Raw genomic sequence first — 14,757 nt, forward strand, 5'->3', positions numbered from 1 at the left:
GCACTGCCCGTCGGAAAACCATGTAGAGAGAAGGTAGTTGTGGAAAACAGAGAGAAATACATCGTCGTCCGCGACGTCATCCGGAAGAAGAATCCGGCATTGCTGCGTTGGATGCCCCGGTTTGTGTTGCGTTACATCGAGCGCGTGGTGCGCGAAGATGACATCAACCGCGTAATGGATCATATCGGCCATTTGCATGGGCTCGAATTCGTCGATGCGCTCATCGGCGAACTGGGGGTTATCGTGGAGCTGACCGGCGAAGAACACATCCCACGGACGGGCGGTGTCATTTTTGCATCCAACCACCCGTTGGGCGGCCTGGATGGCGTGGCATTCATGCATGCACTGGGGAAATACCGCCAAGATATCAAGTTCCTCGTCAACGATATCCTACTCAACATCAAAAACCTGCAACCCCTGTTTGTAGGGGTAAACAAGCATGGCGCCCAGGGGCGGCAGGGCATCCGGCAGATCGAAGAAGCGTATGCCCAAGACCAGGCGTTGCTGGTGTTTCCCGCCGGACTGGTATCGCGCAAGCGGAATGGCAAAATCGCCGACCTCGAATGGAAGAAAAGCTTTATCGTTAAAGCTAAAAAATACCATCGTGACGTCGTGCCTGTTTATATTGATGGGAAAAATTCGAGCTTTTTTTATAATTTCGCTCGCTTGCGGGAATCAGTTGGTGTGAAAACCAACATTGAAATGTTTTACCTCGCGGATGAACTTTTTAAGCAGAAAAACAAAAAAGTGACCATCCGTGTAGGAAAACCAATATCTTATACTTATTTTGACAGCTCTAAAAGTGAAAAGGAGTGGGCTGATGAAGTTAAGCAGACAGTATACAATTTAGCTCCTGAAAACTAACGATATGCAAGAGATCATAGCACCTGTTGACAGCAATTTAATCAAGAAGGAGCTTACCCAAGAGGCATTTATCCGCTATACCAATAATGGCAATAATGAAATCTATTTGGTAAACCATCGCCATGCACCGCACGCCGTGCGTGAAATCGGGCGATTGCGGGAAGTGACCTTCCGGGCTGCCGGTGGAGGCACTGGCTTGGCGCTGGATCTCGATGAGAACGACACGGGCGATGATGCCTACGACCAGCTGATTGCATGGAATCCCGAAGATGAGGAAATCATTGCCGGTTACCGGCTGATCAGATGCAAGGATGTGGGGGTGAATGGCCACGGCGAGATCAACCTTTCCACTGCCCATTATTTCCACTTCTCGCCCAAATTTATCGACGAATACCTGCCCTATACCATTGAGCTCGGCCGATCATTTGTGCAGCCCAAATACCAACCGGCCAAAGATAACCGCAAAGGCTTATTTTCGTTGGATAACCTCTGGGATGGCCTGGGTGCTGTGGTGAAGCTCAATCCCGATGTGAAGTATTTGTTCGGCAAGGTAACGATGTACCCGCATTATAACCGCGAGGCGCGCGACCTGCTGATTTATTTCATGAACCACTATTTTCCCGATCGTGAACAGCTGGTGTGGCCCATCAAGCCGCTACACTACTACAGCGACGAAGCGACGTTCGATCACGCTTTCGACGGACTGGAGTACAAAGAAGGGTATAAGCTGCTGAATAGCCGCGTGCGGGCGCTGGGCGAAAACATCCCACCGTTAATCAATACGTACATGAACCTGTCGTCCACGATGATGACGTTCGGCACGGCCATCAACGACGAGTTTGGCACCGTGGAGGAAACCGGCATCATGATTACCATCGATGATATCTTCGAAAGCAAGAAAGAGCGCCATATCTCCACATATGAGCGGGATAAGGACTTTGGTACCCGCCACTTAACCTCCGGCTAGGAGCGCTTTGGCGATGGCAGATATGGTTTTGCCATCGGCCTTTCCGGCTAGCCGTTGATTGGCCAATCCCATTACTTTACCCATTTCTTTTGGGCCTGTTGCGCCGGTTTCGGCAATGATCTGCTTCACGATCTCTTCTACCTCGCCCTGGCTGAGCTGCTTGGGTAGGTATTCTTCGATGACGGACAATTCTTCCATCTCGATGGTGTAGAGGTCGTCGCGGCTTTGCTGCTGGTAGATTTCGGCCGACTCCCGGCGTTGCTTCGCCAGCTTTTGCAGTACGCTGATTTCCGTTGCTTCGGTCAGCGTTTCGGAAGGCCCCTTTTCGGTCTTGACCAGTAGGATAGCCGCTTTGATGGCACGGAGGCCGCGGAGGCGGCTATTGTCTTTGGCCAGCATGGCCGACTTGATTGCTTGGTCTATGGTGTCTTGTAAAGCCATTTCAATGATTTTTTTGGAATTCCAAAGGTAATAAATAAGGACGGCAATCTGAATTATTGAAGGGCTGTTTTATGGGTTGCTCGCTGCGCGAGGTGCTGGTTGCCTTTGCGAAAGGCTTTTTGTCGCTGGCCGCGACAGGGCGCTGTTCTTTGACTTGCCCCAAAGAACCAAAGGGCAAGGCTGTGCCGCATTTGTCGTTCCGGCTGCGCGCTGGTGCAACGGCGCGAACCCTAGGCCGCCTGCACCCGTGACCCACCCGATGGCGGGATTCCGCTTGTTGGTGTGGGTACCCCATCGTTGCTGCAACGCACCACCACGGCCTGCACGTCCAACTGCGCCAAGGCCGATCCTGCCTCCGAATGGATGAGATTACAAATACCCAAACGCAGCTATCACAGACCTATCTACGCTCCAATCTATGCTTCAACACCGATCACATCATACCCCATGGCGAGCATGCGCGGGACGGGATGCGTTGGGGCGAAGCCATCCTAAGATAACAGCTGAACGCAGACGGCAACGGGTTGCAACGGCGTAGGCAAGCCGAGCACTTTTGGTTACTTTTGGTGCTTCAACCTGAGTGTAGCGAAAGCATGAGCACCGTTAAAGCTAAACGAAATAGCGAATAAAGTAACATGCCCCCGCGGCATAGAGCGGCACAAGAAAGAAAATCATCTCATATCAAAGACCTGGTGTTTTTTATTTCAAACAAATATAGTTGTAAATCAAAGCAACTTTAGCTAATTTTGGCAGCAAATTGTTATTTATCATGTCAACGACAGTAGAAAAGCGACCAGCACGGAAAACCATAAACAACGCAAATGAAACCCACTATTACGTTACACTGGCTATCGCCGTAGCGATAGGCTTGGTCGGTACGTTTTTACGGTTTGTTCAAGACTCCGCCCTGCTCTCCGGTATATCTTGGGTCTTATTGGCCATCGGTTGGCTCATCGTGTTCCGCGTGGTGTTCCGGATCATTAAATAACGAGAACTCCCCTTAAACGACTTCCTGTTAACTCGTAATGTAGCTTTGCAATTGCGAGATGGTCTGTTGTTGGTCCTCAATGATCGATTTGACCAGATCGCCAATGGAAATAATGCCGACTACGAAGGTACCCTCCAATACGGGCAAATGCCTGAAATGGTTGTTGGTCATCAGCTGCATGCATTGATCAATCGCTTCATCCGGTGTGATGGTGTGCGGGTCTCTCGTCATCACCTCGCTGATTGCCGTATCTTTGGATGATTTTCCCTGCAGGATGATTTTACGGGCGTAATCCCGTTCGGTAAAAATCCCTTTCAACTGCTCGTTTTCGGTCATCACCAGGAGGGCGCTGATGTTTTTCTCCATCATGATTTTCAGCGCTTCGAGCACGGAAGCGTCGGGACTTACCGCGTGTACGACAGTCGGTTTATTGTGGAGGATGTGCTTAACGGACTTCATGATCATTGCTTTATATTATTGGATAGTTCTATAAACCAGCGAGATCGCTGCATGAATTTCATAAACGGCAACAACGGTTATCATCGGTGTTTTCGCAAACACACGATAAAGTTAGCATAAATCCAGAAGAAAACCTAATTTATCCTATCCGGCCATCCCCGCAGGCCACACGTGCCAAGGGATGCGCGAGAGGATGAGCACCAGCGCGATGAGGTAAAACGCCAGTACGGTGCCGTTCTGCTTTTTAGCTATGGTGAGCCGTTTAGCCTTTGAATACCCCACGGTAATCAGGATGATGGCCACCAACATGATGAGTGGGTGTTCGAGGAAGTACAGGCGCGAGAGGCTGATTTTCATGGCTTCGCCGGAGGCTGCTTGGATGCCCAACGGCGAAATGAAATAAATGACCAAGCCCACCACGAATTGCACGTGCGCGCATATCAACCCTAGCAGCGCCATCTTGCGGTTGTACCCTTTGTTTTGCAGGTAGGCAAAAAGGACATAGAGAATGGAGACGAGCAATCCCGCCAACAGCACGTAAGCGAGTGTGGAGTGTAAGTGTTTGAATCCGGTGTACATTTTTTTAGTGTTTAGTATTTAGTATTTAGTACTTAGCTGAAAGTGTCTTGTGTCTATCGTCTTATACCTGTTGTCTAATAGGCGCTAAAGTACGGAATAATTATTTAATCGCCATCCGCTTTCCGGTGTTCAACAACCATCACTTCCGCTATCGGGCTAAACAGGTATATCCGTTGGGTTTTTACCTCAATGCATCGGTAGCGTTTCCTTATCCGTTCCTTTTTTTGGAATACGCGGCCGTTTTTCAGTGCAAAGACCGTGTCTTCGGGCAGCTGCTCCACGGTTTGTGCCGCTCCGTCCGGTGTGTCGTATCGTTTCAGTGTGCGGTACAGCTGCAGGTCCGTGCAGCTGGATGCCGCCGGATTGTCGAGGTAGCGGACGATGGCCTGCTGGATATCGTCGGGGAACAAGCCCGATTGGATGAACGGGCGCATAAGCTCCCTGAAATCGGACTTCCACTCCGGTCCATGGGGTTTCACCTTATTTTTGTAGGCATTCCATGTTTTCAGGTGGGCGAACTCGTGCACCGTGGTGATGAGGAACGCATAGAGGTTCAGGTTATGGTTCACCGAGATGCGGTGCCCCTTGTCGCCATGCGGCGGCCGGTAATCGCCGAATTTCGAGGTGCGGCCCCGGCTGATGCGGAACAGGCACCCGCTGTCGTTGATCCAACGCGAGATGACCGGCGCAGCCGAAGCCGGCATGTATTTACGTAGCTGTGCGCTAAAGTCCTGCATCGGTGCAAACATACACTAAACGCGGCGGTAATCATAGGCAAACAATAGGCTGTCATAAAAAAAGCGAACAAAATTTTTTGGTTATTACGAATAATTCGTAGTTTTACTTTCAAATCGTAATAGGTATGGATAAATTAACATTACAAGAAGAAGAAGCCATGCAGCTGGTGTGGCGCAACAACGGCGGTTTCATCAAGGAGCTGTTGGATAGCATGGAGGGGGAGAAGGTGCCCTACACCACGTTGGCGTCGACGCTGGCGAAGCTGAAAAGCAAGGGTTATGTGAAAACCGTACGGTATGCCAACGCCAATCGTTACGAAGCACAGATTGCCGAGGAAGATTACAAGAAAGCCTTCATGAACGGATTTGTGAATCATTACTTCCGCAATTCGTACAAGGAGCTGGTGAGTTTCTTCGCCAAGGAAGAGAAAATCAGTGCTGCAGAGCTCGACGAGATTCGCGATATGATTAAGAACGGACAAAATCAATAGCCATGCCCGATAGCATCCTCTACTTGCTGAAAGCCAACCTCGCCCTCGTGCTGTTTTACTTGGGGTACAGGCTGTTGCTGCGCAGGCTTACGTTTTACACGCTCAACCGGTTTTACCTGCTGTTCGCGCTGCTTTTTTCATGCAGTTATCCGCTGATCGATCTGTCGGTATTCGTTGAAGCCCCGGTGCAGCAGCTGCCGGGCGAGGTGGTGTATTTCATCCCCGACTGGGAGCAGGTGCCTGCGGCAGCATTCGACGGATGGCCCTTGCTGGTGGGGGTCGTGGTCTTCGGCACGGTATGGTTCGCGGGCCGGTTCGTTATCCGCCTGTTCAGTTTACGGCGCCTCCATGGGCAGTCGCGCGCCGCCACGTGGCATTGGATACCTTACCGCCAGGTGTTCGCCCCTATCCGGCCGTTTTCGTTCTGGCGCAATACCTATGTGAATGTACATAACCACGCCGACGGCGAGCTGACGGAAATCTTCAAGCACGAGCAGGTGCACGTGCGGCAGCTGCACACGGTGGATGTGCTGCTGGGCGAACTGGGTAGTGTGCTGTGCTGGTTCAACCCGGCCATGTGGCTGCTTCGCCATGCCATCCGAGAAAACCTCGAGTTCCTTACCGACCGCAGCGTACTGCTCAGCGGGGTGGACAAGCAAGCCTACCAATACAGCCTGTTGGGCGCGGGTCAGCGATTGGAAGCTTATCCGGACATCGCCCAGGGTTTCAATTTCAACCATTTAAAAACACGTATTATGATGATGAATAAAAAAAGCTCTTCACGGTTGCACTTGGGTAAGTACCTGTTGGCCGTGCCCGTTATCGCCGTTTCTGTATTGTTTTTCACGATGAGCCGCGCGGCTTACCTGCCGGAAATTTCGGATGCCTCGGATAGTGATGTGCGCGCAGCCGTTGTCGATACAACCAACGTCAAACGCAAAATGTCGATGGCCGAGATTATGGGGCAGCTTCCGCATATGGGAAGTATGCTTTTGGTGATATTGGACGGCAAGGAGCTGGAAAGAGGGTTTGACATCAACAACAAGATTGACCCCAACACGATAGCAAGCATCAGTATTCTAAAAGACGCCGCGGCCACGGCACTTTACGGAACGCGGGGTGCCCATGGTGTCGTCCTCATCACCACCAAAGCGAAGGCGCAAAAGGATGCGGCCCAAGCGGATACCACGGACCGCGATGAGATCGTATTTGTCGGTATCGGCAAGAAGAAAGCACAACAGGCGGAAGTTCGCCAACTGGATACGCTTACCGCTGCGAATGGTTTCAACGGCGCTTTGATCGTCATCGACGGGAAAGAATCGACGGTGGCGGATCTTGATGACTTTCCACCGGAAGCCATTTCAGCCATAAACGTACTGAAGGGTACCGGTGCAACGGATAAATATGGTGATAAGGGTAAGAAAGGGGTTGTTGAAGTGACCACCAAGTAGAAGTAAGCGTTTGTCTACCCGATTCGTTATTGCACGACCCGCACTTTATAAGCCCGTATGTCCGGCACGTCGATCTGGAAGTTGGGGTTGATGCCATATACATGGTGTGTCCACCAGCTTTCTTCGGCAACGGTGTAAACCAGTGCGCCGGTAGAGGCGTGGTAGTTGGCCGACTTAATGTTATTGTGATTTTTCAGCGGCTCGAACGGCGTGAATTCGCCCGTTTGCATATCCGCGAGCCACACGTGGTGGTGGGTGCTAACGAGTAGTTGACCGGAGGCGGTGGGCGAGAGCTCATGCCCGCCGTCGTCTGGTAAGGCATAACCCCGCACCTTTTGGAGCGACGGATGGTCGGTACCCCAATCGCGCTGCCGGTATACTAAAAGGCTGTCGAACCCCAATGCAAAGAGTTCCTGCCGCTCATTGACCCAAACCGCACCATGCCCCGAATACAAGGTGTCTTTGTACAGTACCTTTTCGGGGGTGCGCTCGTCATACAGTTCCAGGCTATTGCCTGCGGCGTGGGTGGAGTTGGCTACGGCGATGCGGCCACCGGGCAGTAGATCGGCCGAATGGGCCATGGGTGTTTTGGCATAGAAGCGCACCCGCTTGCTGGCGATATCCAGCAGCAGGGTAGCGCCGGAAGAAGAGGTAATGAGCAGTTGGCTGTTGCCGCTTACCGGCTTACAGTCGTCCAACGACCGGAGCATCCCAAAATATTCCTCGGGCAGCTGGCCTTTGGCCTCGCTGGCCTGCCATGACCACTTGAGCATGGCCGCGCCACGGCGCGCAGCCGGTCCATCGTAAACAAGCACCTTATCGTCGCCGCATACCACGAGGTCGCCCGCCTTCAGTATCGGTTTTTCGGCTGCACTTGCAAAGCCGGGTTGCATCAGCATGAGGCACCCCGTTATTATTATCAAAATATTTTTCATCGTTTGTAAGTTTAGCATTTGGCATCTGTTTTTTGGAGTTCCGGTGTTTCCCGATTGATTGACAATGTTTCCCGCCGAAGTGCTTAAAGTCCGAGTTGAAAAGAAAGCGCATCAAGAACTTCCGTCTGTAACGTCGTATCTTCAATATCACCGTATTTGTGTGATAACCTTCGTTTGTCCAATGTCCGGATCTGATGGCAAAGTATGATCGATGAATTCGGTAGGTTGTAAGCCCCTTCGGCAAGTAGTACTTCATTCGGATAGACGGTCCGGCCTGTTTTTCTACTTGTAATGGGGATGACATTTACACAATTCAACAATGAATTGATTTCATTGTCGCTTATTACCAAAACAGGCCTCGTTTTCCCTTGTTCGGAACCTATAACCGGGTCTAGGTTCGCCCGAAAAATTCCCCATCGGTTAACCTTCATATCGATTCGTCATCGATAGGATCAAAATCATTCGCTACTTCCTGTATGTCGCTTTGGAACAACGGATCATTAGTAGATTTCTTTAATAATGCTAGTTTTTGCTTCCGATTGACTTTTTGCTCATCTTCAACCGTCACAACCACACGTTTGCCCGGCGTAAAACGGGGGGGGAGTTTTACGATCAGAAGGTTGTCTTTTACGGTTAAAACCTGTTTTAATGTCATTTTAGAGACGTTTGTAAATAACAAATGTACTCAAAAAACTAAGAATAAGCAACTTGCTCAACTACTTATTCACATTCCGCACAATCGTCACAAACCCTTTGAATGTTTGCCAATGGCCGCTATTGAGGCGCATTTCGAAGATGTAGTAGTATGTCCCTTCGCCCAGGTTGGTGCCGTCCCAGTCGTTATTATACGGCTGTACGGTATACACCGTATTGCCCCATCGGTTGAAGATGAGCAAGCGATTTTCGGGATAGAATTCCAATCCACGGATGACGAAGCGGTCGTTCAGGCCGTCGCCGTTGGGGGTAAAGCCATTCGGGATCTCCAGGGCAATGACCTCTACGGTTGCCAGCGCCTCATTGTTGTCGGGGTTGCTATCGGGCTCGATGCTGGTCACCAATGCCAGTTGTGTGGCCATGCCGGGGTCCCTTGCCCGCACGGTGATGGTGAGTATTTCGGACTGTGCGGGCTGCATGTCGCCCGGTGTCCAGGTCACTTCCCGTGTGGCGGCGCTATAGGTCACTTCGCCCACGTAGTTGCCCAACGCGGTTTCGTAATCCACGTTCAGCGGCAATTTGGCGGTAACGACCACGCCCGTTGCGGTATGGGTACCGTTGTTTGTGGCCACGAGTTGGTAGCTGATGAGCTCGTTGATCATGGCCAGTTGCCGGTCGGGCGCATTACGGATCTGCATGTCCACGGTAACCGGTTCGCTGGTGGGATCCACGATGACTTCGACCGGGTCGGAAAGGTCGGAGTTGCAGCTGTGGCCTAAACCAATCACTGTATAGATGCCCGGTTCAGAAGCCGTGATAGCGGCATCGTGATGTCCATTTATCGGCTCACCGTTTAGATACCACAAATACCCGATTGCGCCTGTGGACGCAGCGGTAAGGGTAACTGAACTGCCTTGGGCAATATGCACAGTCTGTTCTTGGGCATGGCCGATGAAAGCCAATGCGATAATAAACCAGGCTATGAGGCAAATTTTTTCCATAAGCGCGGAGCATCAATAGACTCTGCTTAGTAGCCAGAGCTGCTGAAATAGTAAACCCCAACGCATCGGTTATTCTGACGATGCGCAGGGTTCACCACTTATTGCTAGTTACAATGTTTCGCCGGGAGCTTCACCAGTAATGGTAATGACCGGCGTTCCTGGTGTTTCAAGGACTGTAACACCTTGCTCATCTGTGTCTGAGCAGTAAGTCAATTCTCCAACGGAATAACCGGCCCTTAGACGATAAGTTGTTGTTGTACCAGCTGCAATTTCGGTATCGGGCGCATAGGTAGCACTTGTCGCTCCCGGAATGGCCGTTTCGGTGGTGCCGTCGACTGTATACCACTGATACGCGACATTCCCATATTCATCATCTGATTCAACAGTTGCTGTAAAATTCTGAGTACTGGCGTCCTCTATACAGTAGTCCGCTGCGGTGAAACTCACTGTGAGGGGTTCAAATACGTAGACTGGAACCTCTACCCATTCAGATTCGCAAATTTCGGGATTGCTTGCGTCTCCAACGGTACTTATGTAGTAGTAGCCGCTCTCTAATTCGGCAGCTGGAATAGAGGTGCCTCCCGTTAGCGTTAGAGTTATTTCCGGGGTTTCGTTGCCAGAGGTTTCGCTGTATCGTACCATCCATTCTGTTCCCGGGGTGGGAGGTGCGCCCAGGTTAAGATCAGACCCGTTGCAGAAAAGCCTCGCATTCGTGGTAGTCGGAGTGACCGGTGTGACCTGTGCATTAACGGCTAATACGCCTAACGAAAACAGCAGCGTGGCTGCGGTTGTCAATTTTTTACTTGTAGTCTTCATAACATGTTGTTTTTATATTTTTGTTTTCGAATTAATATTGTGAATTGGGATTTATATTCAAGTCGGGAGCTGTGGGCTTTGGCAGCACATTAATTATCAACGTTTGCCCAGCGCTCGTGCAATCAAGTGAATTTCTTATCGTCAAAACGCCTTGATAGGTTCCTTCTAACGCATCGGGCGGGATAGAAATCGGTATACTCCCACCAGCATCTGAAAAATTATGCGTCTCATTGTATACGTCTTGGAAGCCCATTGCTCGAGCAGTAGAGTTCCAATGAATACTATATGATACGGGCGTGTTCGTTACTGTGCTATAGGGGAAATTGGCCTCATCGTCTTCCTGACAAGCTCGTATAGTCGAGGCGTTCAGCGAAATGGTCGGAACGGGATAAACCGTAATCGTGATTTCATTACTGAAGGCGTCGCACTGGTGCGTACCATCAGTCGATCTGGTTCTCCTTCGATACGTAGTTGTTTCAGACAAAATAGGAGGGGCATAGGAGGGTGAAGAAGCACCGGGAATATCTGTATAGTCGTCTGTCGTTTTGCGCTGCCATTGATAGGTCAAGGTGCCCGGCCCCGTGGATGGTGTCGTTTCAGATAGCTGGGCAGGCGTGACGTTTGCGCAAAGCGCTTGGTCTGCTGTTATAACGCCGCCGGTCACGTTATTTCTAACAAGCGTGATTTTGGTTCTTGCTGAAGGGTAGATGTCGTTTTCTCGGGCTTCAACCCAATATTCCCCGCTTACAATGGTGGGAGGAATTGTTAATATTGAACTTGTCGATACGGCAGCCTCCACTTCGGTTCCGCCAATTTCGTCTGTAAATAATCGATAAGTGTACCCCGCTTGAAAGTTGCTGATAGTTATTTGTCCGCTTTCGTCGTCGCAACGATAGATTTCATTATTATCTATTTGAGGGGGGGTGATATAGAAAGCGTAATACAGTTGGGCCGATAAACTCAGCCCCACAACTGCGCTAATTTTTAATCTGATGCCGTCGTAATCAGTCGTGCTGGCAGGTATCGGCAGTATTACCTCACTGGCCGTGCTGCCGTTCAAAAGAGAGAGAAGAGAAGCATCGGTGTAATTTGTCCCTACTTCATTTTCTAAGCTGTTATCGGTAAATCGTAAGCTTATACCACTTACTAAACCAAGTAAGGATGATCCGCTCCCAAATTTGATCATGATAGGTGTAGGACGTAATGGATCAAACGCATTGTCGCCCACGAATTGCAAATTCTGAGAGGCACTACCTACTACACCTAAGGCCCCTAAGACACTGTTTAATGAAGAGAAATTATTTAGATTATCTTCATCTATCGCTCGGTCGGGATTGGTAACCTCTGATAAGACAATTCCTAAAGGACTTTGTTTAGGGCTTATTTGCGTACTATTCGCATACACCCTTTGCCCATACCCCTCCTTCACCGCTCCGAGCAGCAGCACGGCGCAGGCCACGAGAAAACGTAGGCGCGAAAGCGGGTTGGATGTAGCGTGATGGTACATATCAAATCATAGGCAGTGTTAGAAAAATAAGGCGGTAGATGCAGTCCCTAAAAAGTTAGGTTATTGTTTAAGCGTTAATCATGTGCAAAAGTATCTGTGCTGCAAAGGTAACGAGCGTGTTTTGCGGAAGTTTTGTTCATTTTGTTCATATTCGTTTTACGCCTAATGTGAAGTGGGGTCAAGGGAAAGGGGATACGGTAAGTTTTTGTACCTTTGATAGCCTATGGGAAAGATCAACATCCTGTGCTTCAACAATTCACCGAATCAGAAAACCCCTTCCGTGCGTCTTTCCGACCGGTTTACCCTGCCATGGTACGCCGCGGCGCGCCTGAAGAATCCGCTAAATCACAACGCCAAGCCAAATGTATCCTACCCTTTCGTTCAGCTTTAGTAACCCCATGCGCAAAGACACGGGGTTCCTCATGGACCCGCCCGGCGGATTGGTGCCACCACTGTTGCCGGCCGTGGGTTACCGCAACCGGGCCACGTATTTCATCCATGAAACACTGCCGAGCTTCGGGCTTTCGTTCGGCTTTATACAATTCATCTGCAACGGCCCCACGTGGGGTAGGTGGTATGCTTCCCACGATTGCATCGTCATTGGCTACTCCCTGGCGGGAAACAACCAATTGGCCATCAGCGGCTACGGCGACGCCATTGCTCCCAACCCGCATGATCAGTCGGGGTGCCCGGTGCCCTCCGGACGGCACCGCCTTTTTGCGAATGCGGGTGTGCATCAGTCCTATTATGTGGCCTGCTCCCACGGCTTATTGGAAACCTTGATCGAAGAGCTGCCGCCGCTGGCCAGACTCAGGAATGTGCCGGACGATTGGGAAACCGACCCTTGGCAATACTACCGCGTGTCGGAGGAAGATTTCCGGATATTGGAGGCCATCCGTACCTGCGACCGCACGGGGTTAGACCGGCACCGGTTCGTGCAATTGCAGTTTGTACGGCTCATGCGGCTGTATGCCGAGCGCATTGAACAGTATGGCGATGATCCCGATAAACAGACCGAAACGCAGTTCCGGCGAGCGGCCGACTACATCGAGGAAAACTTCCGTAACCCGCAGCTCAGCCACGCCGTTATTGCCGATGCGGTGAACCTATCCGTAGAAGGTTTGAAGAAGGTATTCCAGCGCCGTGGCTTCAAGGCCATACCCTACATCAATCTCCTCCGGCTTAACGAAGCTGCCCGTCTGCTCCGTACTACGGATACTCCCATCCGCGACGTTGCTTACCTCGTTGGCTACGCCGATTCGAGCCATTTTTCGACACTTTTCCGCGAAAAATTTTCGCGAACTCCAAGTGAATATCGCAAAGAACTGAAAAACAAATAGATATATTTATCTATTTCTGGTATCACCTTGCTGGTACACGGTAAATGTACCGTGTATTCCTCTTTTTGCCGTGCATAATATCGGAAAAGGGTATAAAGTGGGCGCGGGTAAATTTTATACCGTACCCTATCTTCCTAACGCCGCCTTCCTTTTCGTAGTAATTTGTTCTTATACAACGCAATGCAGTATGCAAAGAGAAGATAATATGAACATGGAAAAGGTAAGAATGAATAGCATGGGTATTCGGCCCGAACGCGTTTGGTTTGTACAACCTCTTATTTGGTTTACCCGAATCGCTATTCGGTTTATGCAACCCCTTGTAGGGGTTAGCCTCTCCGTACTTGGGTATGGCCTGGCACGTATTCGGTTTGGACGAATGCATATCGGGTTTGGGCAAATGCATATAGAGGTTGGACAAATCCATGTAGGGGTTACGCCTTCCGTACTCCGGTATGGGCTGGCACCTATCCGGTTTGAGCTGGCACCTATCCGGTTTGGGCGAATGCATATAAGGGTTGGGCTAATCCATATAGGGGTTAGGACTTCGGCACTCCGGTATGGGCTGGCTCCTATCCGGTTTGGACAACCCCATGTAGGGGTTGGGCGAATGCATATAGGGATTGGTCAAATCCATATAGGGGTTAGGCCCTCCGTACTTGGGTATGGGCCGGCACGTATCCGGTTTGAACGAAACCATGTAGAGGTTGGGCAAATCCATGTAGGGTTTAGGCAAATCCGTATAGGGATTATGGAGGCCGTTGCGCCACGGGGCCCTCCATGCACTTCACCATCCACAGAGACCTGGGCCGACATAACTTCATTATTAACATTAAAATTTTAACGATCATGTCAATGACAATCTACAATTTCAAAAACTTTTCAGACACCCAGTTAGACACGGAGGCTGAAAACGTATTTACAAAGATGACCGGGAACGCCAGTTTCCCAACCCCCACACCGGAACTCACGGTGCTGGAAACCGATCTGGAGGAATACCGTGCCGCGTTGGCTGAAGCTGCGCTGGGCGACCGTTACCGGGTGGAAGTTAAAAACCAAAAGCGCGCGCAATTGGAGTTTACATTGCGGGGTTTAGCCCTCTATGTTGAGCAGGTTGCCGCCGGCGACAGGGCCATTATCCTGAGTGCCGGCTTCGGCGTTCGGAAACCTGCAGAGGGCGCTGGCAACATGCCGGACGTTGCCGACTTCCGCGTGAAGTATAATACGCCGGGTTCGGGTATGGCCCATTTGAGCGTGAAGTACCAGCGCAACGTGCGCCTATACTGGTTTGAGCACCGGCCGGTGGGAACGGAAGAGTGGACCACCACCATGGCAAGCCATTCGCGCGTGACGCTGGAAGGGCTCGAAAGCTATCAGCAGTACGAGTTCCGTGCGGCCTACGTGGGTAGCGGTGTCAATCCGACCCCGCATTTCAGTGAAACGCTGACTACCATTATCCTTTAGTGGGAGGGGGCACCTTGCCGGGTGCCCTGAAAAGTGCCGGGCTGTTTCCTTCAGGGGAGAAAGCCC

At 50.8% G+C, this 14,757-nt stretch carries 19 protein-coding genes; 7 read left to right on the forward strand and 12 right to left on the reverse strand.

Features of this window, described 5'->3' with window-relative positions:
• Positions 1-39 precede the first annotated feature (39 nt).
• Both glsA and glsB read left to right on the forward strand, forming a co-directional pair.
• Entirely contained in the window at positions 40-864 is an 825-nt protein-coding gene (gene glsA / locus U9S71_RS04705) for a lyso-glycine lipid O-acyltransferase GlsA (RefSeq protein WP_326325640.1), read from the forward strand.
• A gap of 4 nt (positions 865-868) precedes the next feature.
• Positions 869-1,831, forward strand: a complete 963-nt coding sequence (gene glsB, locus U9S71_RS04710) for a glycine N(alpha)-acyltransferase GlsB (RefSeq protein ID WP_326325642.1) — start codon at positions 869-871, stop codon at positions 1,829-1,831.
• On the opposite strand, the gene U9S71_RS04715 is transcribed toward glsB, so the two are convergent.
• Together U9S71_RS04715 and U9S71_RS04720 are read right to left on the reverse strand one after the other, a co-directional pair.
• Positions 1,817-2,272 carry a GatB/YqeY domain-containing protein gene (locus tag U9S71_RS04715; RefSeq protein ID WP_326325643.1) on the reverse strand — a complete coding sequence of 152 codons (456 nt, stop codon included), beginning with the start codon at positions 2,270-2,272 and terminating at the stop codon, positions 1,817-1,819. The genes glsB and U9S71_RS04715 overlap by 15 nt on opposite strands.
• Before the next feature lie 230 nt (positions 2,273-2,502).
• Complete coding sequence (locus U9S71_RS04720) at positions 2,503-2,655, reverse strand: hypothetical protein (protein ID WP_326325645.1); 153 nt, start codon at positions 2,653-2,655, stop codon at positions 2,503-2,505.
• A gap of 386 nt (positions 2,656-3,041) precedes the next feature.
• On the opposite strand from U9S71_RS04720, the gene U9S71_RS04725 reads away from it, so the two are divergent.
• Entirely contained in the window at positions 3,042-3,260 is a 219-nt protein-coding gene (locus U9S71_RS04725; RefSeq protein WP_326325646.1) for a hypothetical protein, read from the forward strand.
• A gap of 27 nt (positions 3,261-3,287) precedes the next feature.
• Here the strand turns inward: U9S71_RS04725 and U9S71_RS04730 are convergent, their stop codons facing one another.
• From U9S71_RS04730 to U9S71_RS04740, 3 genes are all read right to left on the reverse strand, one after another.
• Entirely contained in the window at positions 3,288-3,719 is a 432-nt protein-coding gene (locus tag U9S71_RS04730; RefSeq protein WP_326325647.1) for a CBS domain-containing protein, read from the reverse strand.
• Between the two features lie 144 nt (positions 3,720-3,863).
• Positions 3,864-4,298 carry a hypothetical protein gene (locus U9S71_RS04735; RefSeq protein ID WP_326325649.1) on the reverse strand — a complete coding sequence of 145 codons (435 nt, stop codon included), beginning with the start codon at positions 4,296-4,298 and terminating at the stop codon, positions 3,864-3,866.
• A 104-nt stretch (positions 4,299-4,402) separates the two neighbouring features.
• A complete protein-coding gene (locus tag U9S71_RS04740; protein ID WP_326325650.1) occupies positions 4,403-5,047 on the reverse strand; it encodes a sprT domain-containing protein in 645 nt (214 codons plus the stop codon).
• Between the two features lie 113 nt (positions 5,048-5,160).
• Here U9S71_RS04740 and U9S71_RS04745 point away from each other — a divergent pair, with 113 nt between their 5' ends.
• Both U9S71_RS04745 and U9S71_RS04750 read left to right on the forward strand, forming a co-directional pair.
• On the forward strand, positions 5,161-5,526 hold the full coding sequence (locus U9S71_RS04745) for a BlaI/MecI/CopY family transcriptional regulator (RefSeq protein ID WP_326325652.1): 366 nt from the start codon (positions 5,161-5,163) through the stop codon (positions 5,524-5,526).
• Between the two features lie 2 nt (positions 5,527-5,528).
• Positions 5,529-6,977 (forward strand): M56 family metallopeptidase, encoded by a 1,449-nt coding sequence (locus U9S71_RS04750; RefSeq protein WP_326325654.1) that lies wholly within the window; start codon positions 5,529-5,531, stop codon positions 6,975-6,977.
• Between the two features lie 26 nt (positions 6,978-7,003).
• Here U9S71_RS04750 and U9S71_RS04755 read toward each other — a convergent pair whose 3' ends face one another.
• The 6 genes from U9S71_RS04755 to U9S71_RS04775 all read right to left on the reverse strand — a co-directional run bounded on the left by U9S71_RS04755 (position 7,004) and on the right by U9S71_RS04775 (position 11,890).
• On the reverse strand, positions 7,004-7,912 hold the full coding sequence (locus U9S71_RS04755) for a DUF6528 family protein (protein WP_326325656.1): 909 nt from the start codon (positions 7,910-7,912) through the stop codon (positions 7,004-7,006).
• A gap of 83 nt (positions 7,913-7,995) precedes the next feature.
• On the reverse strand, positions 7,996-8,343 hold the full coding sequence (locus U9S71_RS20980) for a type II toxin-antitoxin system PemK/MazF family toxin (protein WP_436410301.1): 348 nt from the start codon (positions 8,341-8,343) through the stop codon (positions 7,996-7,998).
• Positions 8,340-8,567, reverse strand: coding sequence for a hypothetical protein (locus U9S71_RS04760; protein ID WP_326325657.1), 228 nt, complete (start codon positions 8,565-8,567; stop codon positions 8,340-8,342). The genes U9S71_RS20980 and U9S71_RS04760 overlap by 4 nt, the downstream gene beginning before the upstream one ends.
• 61 nt (positions 8,568-8,628) lie before the next feature.
• Positions 8,629-9,567: a T9SS type B sorting domain-containing protein gene (locus tag U9S71_RS04765; RefSeq protein WP_326325659.1), complete on the reverse strand. Its 939-nt coding sequence runs from the start codon at positions 9,565-9,567 to the stop codon at positions 8,629-8,631.
• Between the two features lie 108 nt (positions 9,568-9,675).
• The gene (locus U9S71_RS04770; protein ID WP_326325661.1) at positions 9,676-10,383 is read right to left on the reverse strand and encodes a hypothetical protein; all 708 of its coding nucleotides are present in this window, start codon (positions 10,381-10,383) and stop codon (positions 9,676-9,678) included.
• A gap of 31 nt (positions 10,384-10,414) precedes the next feature.
• The gene (locus U9S71_RS04775) at positions 10,415-11,890 is read right to left on the reverse strand and encodes a DUF8696 domain-containing protein (RefSeq protein WP_326325663.1); all 1,476 of its coding nucleotides are present in this window, start codon (positions 11,888-11,890) and stop codon (positions 10,415-10,417) included.
• Between the two features lie 362 nt (positions 11,891-12,252).
• Between U9S71_RS04775 and U9S71_RS04780 the strand changes: the two genes are divergently transcribed.
• Positions 12,253-13,230, forward strand: coding sequence for a helix-turn-helix transcriptional regulator (locus U9S71_RS04780; protein WP_326325664.1), 978 nt, complete (start codon positions 12,253-12,255; stop codon positions 13,228-13,230).
• 520 nt (positions 13,231-13,750) lie between these two features.
• Here U9S71_RS04780 and U9S71_RS04785 read toward each other — a convergent pair.
• Positions 13,751-13,948 (reverse strand): hypothetical protein, encoded by a 198-nt coding sequence (locus U9S71_RS04785; protein ID WP_326325666.1) that lies wholly within the window; start codon positions 13,946-13,948, stop codon positions 13,751-13,753.
• A gap of 134 nt (positions 13,949-14,082) precedes the next feature.
• Between U9S71_RS04785 and U9S71_RS04790 the strand changes: the two genes are divergently transcribed.
• On the forward strand, positions 14,083-14,691 hold the full coding sequence (locus tag U9S71_RS04790) for a fibronectin type III domain-containing protein (protein ID WP_326325668.1): 609 nt from the start codon (positions 14,083-14,085) through the stop codon (positions 14,689-14,691).
• Positions 14,692-14,757 lie beyond the last annotated feature (66 nt).

Origin of the sequence: Parapedobacter flavus, from assembly GCF_035818675.1 — a bacterium.
Taxonomy (GTDB): domain Bacteria; phylum Bacteroidota; class Bacteroidia; order Sphingobacteriales; family Sphingobacteriaceae; genus Parapedobacter; species Parapedobacter flavus.

Coding starts and splice junctions, on each gene's coding strand:
- U9S71_RS04750 (WP_326325654.1), top strand. CDS start 5,529: ATGCCCGATAGCATCCTCTACTTGCTGAAAGCCAACCTCGCCCTCGTG.
- U9S71_RS04745 (WP_326325652.1), top strand. CDS start 5,161: ATGGATAAATTAACATTACAAGAAGAAGAAGCCATGCAGCTGGTGTGG.
- U9S71_RS04775 (WP_326325663.1), bottom strand. CDS start 11,890: ATGTACCATCACGCTACATCCAACCCGCTTTCGCGCCTACGTTTTCTC.
- U9S71_RS04730 (WP_326325647.1), bottom strand. CDS start 3,719: ATGAAGTCCGTTAAGCACATCCTCCACAATAAACCGACTGTCGTACAC.
- U9S71_RS04785 (WP_326325666.1), bottom strand. CDS start 13,948: ATGGATTTGCCCAACCTCTACATGGTTTCGTTCAAACCGGATACGTGC.
- U9S71_RS04740 (WP_326325650.1), bottom strand. CDS start 5,047: ATGTTTGCACCGATGCAGGACTTTAGCGCACAGCTACGTAAATACATG.
- U9S71_RS04760 (WP_326325657.1), bottom strand. CDS start 8,567: ATGACATTAAAACAGGTTTTAACCGTAAAAGACAACCTTCTGATCGTA.
- U9S71_RS04765 (WP_326325659.1), bottom strand. CDS start 9,567: ATGGAAAAAATTTGCCTCATAGCCTGGTTTATTATCGCATTGGCTTTC.
- U9S71_RS04790 (WP_326325668.1), top strand. CDS start 14,083: ATGACAATCTACAATTTCAAAAACTTTTCAGACACCCAGTTAGACACG.
- glsB (WP_326325642.1), top strand. CDS start 869: ATGCAAGAGATCATAGCACCTGTTGACAGCAATTTAATCAAGAAGGAG.
- U9S71_RS04755 (WP_326325656.1), bottom strand. CDS start 7,912: ATGAAAAATATTTTGATAATAATAACGGGGTGCCTCATGCTGATGCAA.
- U9S71_RS20980 (WP_436410301.1), bottom strand. CDS start 8,343: ATGAAGGTTAACCGATGGGGAATTTTTCGGGCGAACCTAGACCCGGTT.
- U9S71_RS04780 (WP_326325664.1), top strand. CDS start 12,253: ATGTATCCTACCCTTTCGTTCAGCTTTAGTAACCCCATGCGCAAAGAC.
- U9S71_RS04770 (WP_326325661.1), bottom strand. CDS start 10,383: ATGAAGACTACAAGTAAAAAATTGACAACCGCAGCCACGCTGCTGTTT.
- U9S71_RS04725 (WP_326325646.1), top strand. CDS start 3,042: ATGTCAACGACAGTAGAAAAGCGACCAGCACGGAAAACCATAAACAAC.
- U9S71_RS04735 (WP_326325649.1), bottom strand. CDS start 4,298: ATGTACACCGGATTCAAACACTTACACTCCACACTCGCTTACGTGCTG.
- U9S71_RS04715 (WP_326325643.1), bottom strand. CDS start 2,272: ATGGCTTTACAAGACACCATAGACCAAGCAATCAAGTCGGCCATGCTG.